Below are 6146 nucleotides of genomic sequence, written 5' to 3'. Positions count from 1 at the left end.
TGCGCCCGCGGCATACTGCACGTCCTGACATCGCCGCTCCTGCGCATCCCTGCGCCCGCGGCATACTGCACGTCCTGACATCGCCGCTCCTGCGCATCCCTGCGCCCGCGGCATACTGCACGTCCTGTACATCGCCGCTCCTGCGCATCGCCGCTCCTGCGCATCGCCGCTCCTGCGCATCCCTGCGCCCGCGGCATACTGCACGTCCTGACATCGCCGCTCCTGCGCATCCCTGCGCCCGCGGCATACTGCACGTCCTGTGCATAAAAAAGGCTGCCATTTGGCAGCCTGAGTGGTGTAAAAAATTAGCCTCGAGGACGCATCGCGGGGAACAGGATAACATCCCGAATCGATGCGGAATCGGTAAACAACATCACTAGACGGTCGATACCAATACCTTCACCTGCGGTTGGCGGTAAGCCGTACTCCAGTGCATTAATATAGTCAGCATCATAATGCATCGCTTCATCATCGCCGGCATCCTTTTCAGCTACCTGAGCGCTGAAACGTTCGGCTTGATCTTCCGAGTCATTCAACTCGGAGAAACCGTTAGCCAATTCACGACCACCGACGAAGAACTCAAAACGGTCAGTCACAAATAGATTACTATCGCTACGACGAGCCAGTGGCGAAACTTCAGTTGGGTACTCGGTGATAAAGGTCGGTTGTTGCAAACGATGCTCAACGGTTTTCTCGAAGATCTCGATCTGCACCTTACCTAAGCCCCAGCTATCTTTGACATCGATATCCAGACGCTCAGCGATCTGCCGCGCCGCATGATCATCAGCCAGTGCTTCCGCGGTAATATCATCGTTATAGTGCAGGATAGAATCAAACACGCTCAGACGGGTGAATGGTTTCTCTAGATCGTACTCAAAGGTTTCCAACACCTCGCCATCTTCATTACGCACGGTGTTAACGATGGTTGTGGTACCTAATACATTCTGCGCTACCGTGCGCAGCATGTCTTCGGTCAGATCCATCAGATCGTTGTAATCCGCATAAGCTTGATAGAACTCAATCATGGTGAATTCTGGATTATGACGGGTCGATAGACCTTCGTTACGGAAGTTACGGTTAATTTCAAAGACTCGCTCAAAACCACCGACAACCAAACGCTTGAGATATAGCTCCGGCGCAATTCTCAAGTACATATCACGGTCTAGCGCGTTATGATGCGTGACAAACGGACGCGCCGTTGCACCGCCAGGAATTACTTGCAGCATCGGCGTTTCAGCTTCGATAAAGCGTTTTTCTGTCAGATAGTTACGAATACCTGCCACAATTTTAGAGCGTGTTTCAAACACATGCCGTGACTGCTCGTTCATGATCAAATCAACATAACGCTGACGATAACGAGTCTCGGTGTCCTGCAAGCCTTTGTGCTTATCCGGCAGCGGATGCAAGTTCTTCGTTAGCAGTTGATATTCACCCAGATCAACATAAAGATCGCCCTTACCCGATTTATGCAACACACCGGTAACACCAATGATGTCACCGAGATCCAGTGATTTGGCAAACGGACGTGCGGCTTTATTAACATAGAACTGAATTCGGCCAGTCATGTCTTGTACGACACCAAAGGCACCACGATTCAGCATCACTCGGCCAGCAATACTGACCGTAATGCCTTCTTCTGCAATCTCTTCCTTCGATTTATGACCATGCTGATCTTGCAGATCCTGTGCATAACTATCACGACGGAAAGCGTTAGGGAAAGCATTACCGGCTTCACGTAGCGTGTTTAGTTTTTCACGACGTTCGGCAATCAGGCGGTTTTCATCTTGCGGCTGAGTATTATCAGACATTTTATGTTGAGCCTTTAATGGTTAAATCTCTAATTCTAGAAATCGCTTAGGCGCAATTCCTTCATATATTCTAAATCTTTTGGCCGCGATGAACGCATCATCGCTGTACCTAGCTTTACAGGCCAGCTTTCAAACTGGCTTCAATAAACTGATCGAGGTCGCCGTCCAGCACTTTATCGCAGTTACTGCTTTGAATCCCGGTACGCAAATCTTTGATCCGCTGATCATCCAATACATAGGAACGGATCTGACTGCCCCAGCCAATATCCGCTTTATTATCTTCTTGCTCTTGTGCCGCTTCCGAACGCTTCAACATCTCCATCTCGTAGAGCTTTGCGCGTAGCTGCTTCATACAGGTATCTTTGTTCTGATGCTGTGAACGCTGACTCTGACTCTGCACGACAATACCAGAAGGCCCGTGGGTAATACGTACCGCCGATTCAGTCCGGTTAACGTGCTGACCACCCGCACCCGACGCACGATAGACATCCACGCGTAAGTCAGCAGGATTGATATCGATATCAATATTGTCATCAATTTCAGGGGAGACAAACACCGATGAGAATGAGGTGTGACGGCGACCGCCGGAGTCAAACGGCGATTTACGTACTAGACGGTGCACACCGGTTTCAGTGCGTAGCCAACCAAAGGCATACGGCCCTTGAAAACTAATGGTCGCCGACTTAATACCGGCCACATCACCGGCAGAGCATTCCACCAGCTCCGTTTTGAAACCCTTATCTTCACCCCAGCGCAGATACATCCGCAGCATCATCTCGGCCCAATCCTGTGCTTCGGTACCACCGGAGCCCGCCTGAATATCCAGATAAGCATTGTTGCCATCGGCTTCACCCGAGAACATGCGGCGAAACTCTAACTGATTCAACAGGGTTTGCAGACTCTCGACTTCACTGCGTACTTCTTCGACAGTGTCCTCATCGTCCTCTTCAACGGCCATATCGAGCAGATCTCGAGCATCGGTGACACCACTGGTTAAGTCATCAATAGTTTTAACCACCCCTTCCAGCATCGCGCGTTCTTTACCCAGCGCCTGCGCTCGTTCGGGTTCACTCCAAACAGCTGAATCCTCCAGTTCCCGATTTACCTCTTCGAGGCGTTCCTGCTTCTCTGGATATTCCAGGTAGGCGCGCAATACCTCTGTACGTTCGGTAATATCTTTCAGGCTATTGGTGATCGGATTGATTTCCATCGTATTCGCTTAACTCTCTCTATCTGCACGGGGAGCGCATGATCAGCTCCCGGGTTGTACGCCGGAGTGAAATGGCCGTTTAAAAAAGCAGCATATTTTACCCGATTAGCTGGCAGCTGTGTATCCGATGAGCTGAAAAAACTCGACTTTAGGTACCTTTATCAGCAAGAATCAGAATAGATATCGTTCACCTAGGGATAACCGGAAGCAAAATGTATCGTCTACTAACCCTGCTATGCACCGCCTGTGCTGTTATCTTGACTTGCCTAGCGTCCCCGTTAATGGCCTCAGAAACCGCTGCCGCTGCGCCCATCTCATACACCAATAGCTTTATCGGTATTACCTGTGTCGGTATTTTTGTCATCAGCTATCTATTTGTCTTAGGCGAAGAGTTTTTTCATTTACGTAAATCCAAACCCGTGATTGTCGCCGCAGGACTCATTTGGCTATTAGTCGGGCTGGCCTACACCCTTGAAGGCGACAATCAAACCGCCGCGATCGCTTTTCGTCATAATTTGCTTGAATATGCCGAATTGTTTTTCTTTCTCCTCGCGGCAATGTCGTTTATTACCACACTGGAAGAACGTCAGGTATTTGCCGCACTACGTGCTTGGCTGATCACCTGCGAATGGAACCTCACGCAAATTTACTGGGCCACCGGCGGCCTCGCTTTTTTCCTCTCACCGATTGCCGATAACTTATCCACAGCACTCTTAATGGGTGCCGTGGTGATGGCGATCGGTCAACATCGAGTGAAGTTTGTCGCCGTTGGTTGCATTAATGTGGTGGTCGCTGCCAATGCTGGGGGAGCCTTCAGCCCCTTTGGCGATATCACCACGTTGATGGTGTGGCAGAAAGGTATTATTCCATTTACTGATTTTTTCAACCTTTTCATACCGTCCCTAATCAGCTGGCTAACGCCTGCAATCATCATGTCCTTTGCTGTTGAGAAGGCCAAGCCAACGCCAGAAAAACGTCAAACCAAACGACAGATGAAACCCGGCGCTCGGCCCATTATAGCGTTATTTCTGTTCACCATTATTTTGGCGATCAGCAGTAACAGTCTGCTCAACCTGCCCTCAGTGCTCGGCATGATGACCGGCTTAGGCATATTAAAACTGTACGGTTACTACCTCAGCCGTTTCGCCAGTAGTGTTCGAGATACCGGTCATATTCATAATCATCATATCGCTAACATATCCGATATCCGGCAGATGAAAGGGGATCACACCGATGTCATCCGTCGCTTTGATATCTTTCAGGTGGTCGAACGTTCCTCTTGGGATACACTGATGTTCTTCTATGGCGTGGTGCTATCAGTCGGCGGACTCGCCTCACTGGGTTATTTAAGTTTACTCTCAGAGACGATCTATCAGCAATTAGGCGCAACACTGGCGAACAGTCTGATCGGCGTTTCTTCATCGCTGATCGATAATATCCCTGTCATGTTTGCTGTGTTATCGATGCAACCGGATATGTCCACCAATCAGTGGCTATTAATCACCCTGACAACCGGTATTGGCGGCTCTCTGCTATCGATCGGTTCAGCCGCGGGCATCGCCCTGATGGGTCAGGCGCAAGGGGTATACACCTTTTATAGCCATCTCAAGTGGAGCTGGGCCATCGGCCTCGGTTACCTTCTCAGTATCGCCGCTCATCTATGGCTCAATGGGGTTTAAGCCGAGCCAAATAGAGAACCGATTGTTGCTTCACGCATCAAAGGCATCCAAAACCGTCGGTACCCAACGAGCAATCCGATCAGCCGTCAACTCACTCTGACAATCTTCATCGAGCCCCAAACCCACGAAGCAGTCTTGCTCTTCCGTTAACGCTTTAGATGCCTCATATTGATAACCGTTAATAGGAAAATAACCACACATTTCGGCACCACGACTGACCAGTTTATCGTGTAAGGCTCCCATCGCATCCAAGAACCATTCGCCATAACCCACCTGATCTCCTAAGCCAAACAATGCACATTTCACCCCATTGAGATCCAGCTCATCCAATTCAGCCCAAACATCTGACCAATCTTCTTGCAGCTCACCATAATCCCAAGTGGGTATACCCAAGATGAGGTAACGATACTCTTCCAAGCGATCAAGCCCATCGGCCGCCAATTCATGTAGATCAATGCGATCCCAGCCTATTGCCGTGGCGATCAATTCAGCACAACTTTCCGTATTACCCGTTGTCGAGCCGTAAAAAAGCCCAATATCCTTACTCATGACACCTCTCTTTATTGATCAACACGACAAACGCTTATTTTGGCGCAAAGGCATCAAAGGCATCATTGGCCAGATGTTCAACGGATTCGCGCGCCTGCTTAAGCGCAGCAATATTAAGATCATTCGCCTGTTTTAAGGTTTGTTCAAGCTGCAACGCATAGGCCTGCTGCGACTTAATCAAATCTTCAGTGGAAGCACAGTGCTGCATCTGTTGCGTCTGTTTAAGCGTTGCATCAATGCAGGCTTTGGTACACATCATCTGCTGACGAGTTAGCTCTTCCAGCATTTTAGTCTGAATATCAACCAGTGCTTTAAATGGCCCAATCGATTGATTAAGGGCTTTTGACATATCTTGAAACATAACAGTATCCTTGCTCGCCATTCTGCCAACTGCTAAAAGATTACCCTTAATAAGCGGCTTTTCAATAGTGGCGGATGGATTAATTTGCTAAGGCGGACAGATAGTTTACGCTGAATGACTACTCGGCCACAAACAGGAGAACACACATGCGACTATTACACACCATGCTGAGAGTGACCGATCTGCAAAAATCGATCGCTTTTTATACCGACATGCTCGAAATGAAACTGTTACGTAGTAAAGACTTTCCTGATGGAAAATTTACCTTGGCATTTCTCGGTTATGGTGACGAATCGGATTCTACCGTGCTAGAGCTGACCCATAACTGGGAAACCGATCATTATGAGATGGGTAATGCTTATGGTCATATCGCCATCGAAGTCGATGATGTTTATGCCGCCTGCGATAAGATCAAAGCGCAAGGCGGTGAGGTCGTTCGAGAAGCCGGGCCAATGAAACATGGCACGACCATCCTCGCCTTTGTTCGCGACCCCGATGGCTATATGATCGAGCTACTCGGCAGCTAAGCCGCCCCTTCG

6 protein-coding genes are annotated in these 6146 nt (G+C 49.2%); 2 read left to right on the top strand and 4 right to left on the bottom strand.

Going from position 1 to position 6146, the window contains the following annotated elements; all coding sequences use genetic code 11:
• Positions 1-305: 305 nt before the first annotated feature.
• Positions 306-1808: a lysine--tRNA ligase gene (lysS, locus tag Q4488_RS04920; protein ID WP_303579347.1), complete on the bottom strand. Its 1503-nt coding sequence runs from the start codon at positions 1806-1808 to the stop codon at positions 306-308.
• 115 nt (positions 1809-1923) lie between these two features.
• The gene (gene prfB / locus Q4488_RS04915; protein ID WP_303579346.1) at positions 1924-3018 is read right to left on the bottom strand and encodes a peptide chain release factor 2; all 1095 of its coding nucleotides are present in this window, start codon (positions 3016-3018) and stop codon (positions 1924-1926) included.
• A 212-nt stretch (positions 3019-3230) separates the two neighbouring features.
• Here prfB and nhaD point away from each other — a divergent pair, with 212 nt between their 5' ends.
• The gene (gene nhaD, locus Q4488_RS04910) at positions 3231-4697 is read left to right on the top strand and encodes a sodium:proton antiporter NhaD (protein ID WP_303579345.1); all 1467 of its coding nucleotides are present in this window, start codon (positions 3231-3233) and stop codon (positions 4695-4697) included.
• A gap of 30 nt (positions 4698-4727) precedes the next feature.
• Here the strand turns inward: nhaD and fldB are convergent, their stop codons facing one another.
• Entirely contained in the window at positions 4728-5246 is a 519-nt protein-coding gene (fldB, locus tag Q4488_RS04905) for a flavodoxin FldB (protein ID WP_303579344.1), read from the bottom strand.
• 34 nt (positions 5247-5280) lie between these two features.
• A complete protein-coding gene (locus Q4488_RS04900) occupies positions 5281-5607 on the bottom strand; it encodes a phasin family protein (RefSeq protein WP_303579343.1) in 327 nt (108 codons plus the stop codon).
• A gap of 146 nt (positions 5608-5753) precedes the next feature.
• Between Q4488_RS04900 and gloA the strand changes: the two genes are divergently transcribed.
• The gene (gene gloA / locus Q4488_RS04895) at positions 5754-6134 is read left to right on the top strand and encodes a lactoylglutathione lyase (RefSeq protein WP_303579342.1); all 381 of its coding nucleotides are present in this window, start codon (positions 5754-5756) and stop codon (positions 6132-6134) included.
• Positions 6135-6146 lie beyond the last annotated feature (12 nt).

Origin of the sequence: Amphritea sp. 1_MG-2023 (assembly GCF_030547545.1) — a bacterium.
Taxonomy (GTDB): Bacteria; Pseudomonadota; Gammaproteobacteria; order Pseudomonadales; family Balneatricaceae; genus Amphritea.
This window is presented reverse-complemented; position numbering and strand designations above follow the sequence as displayed.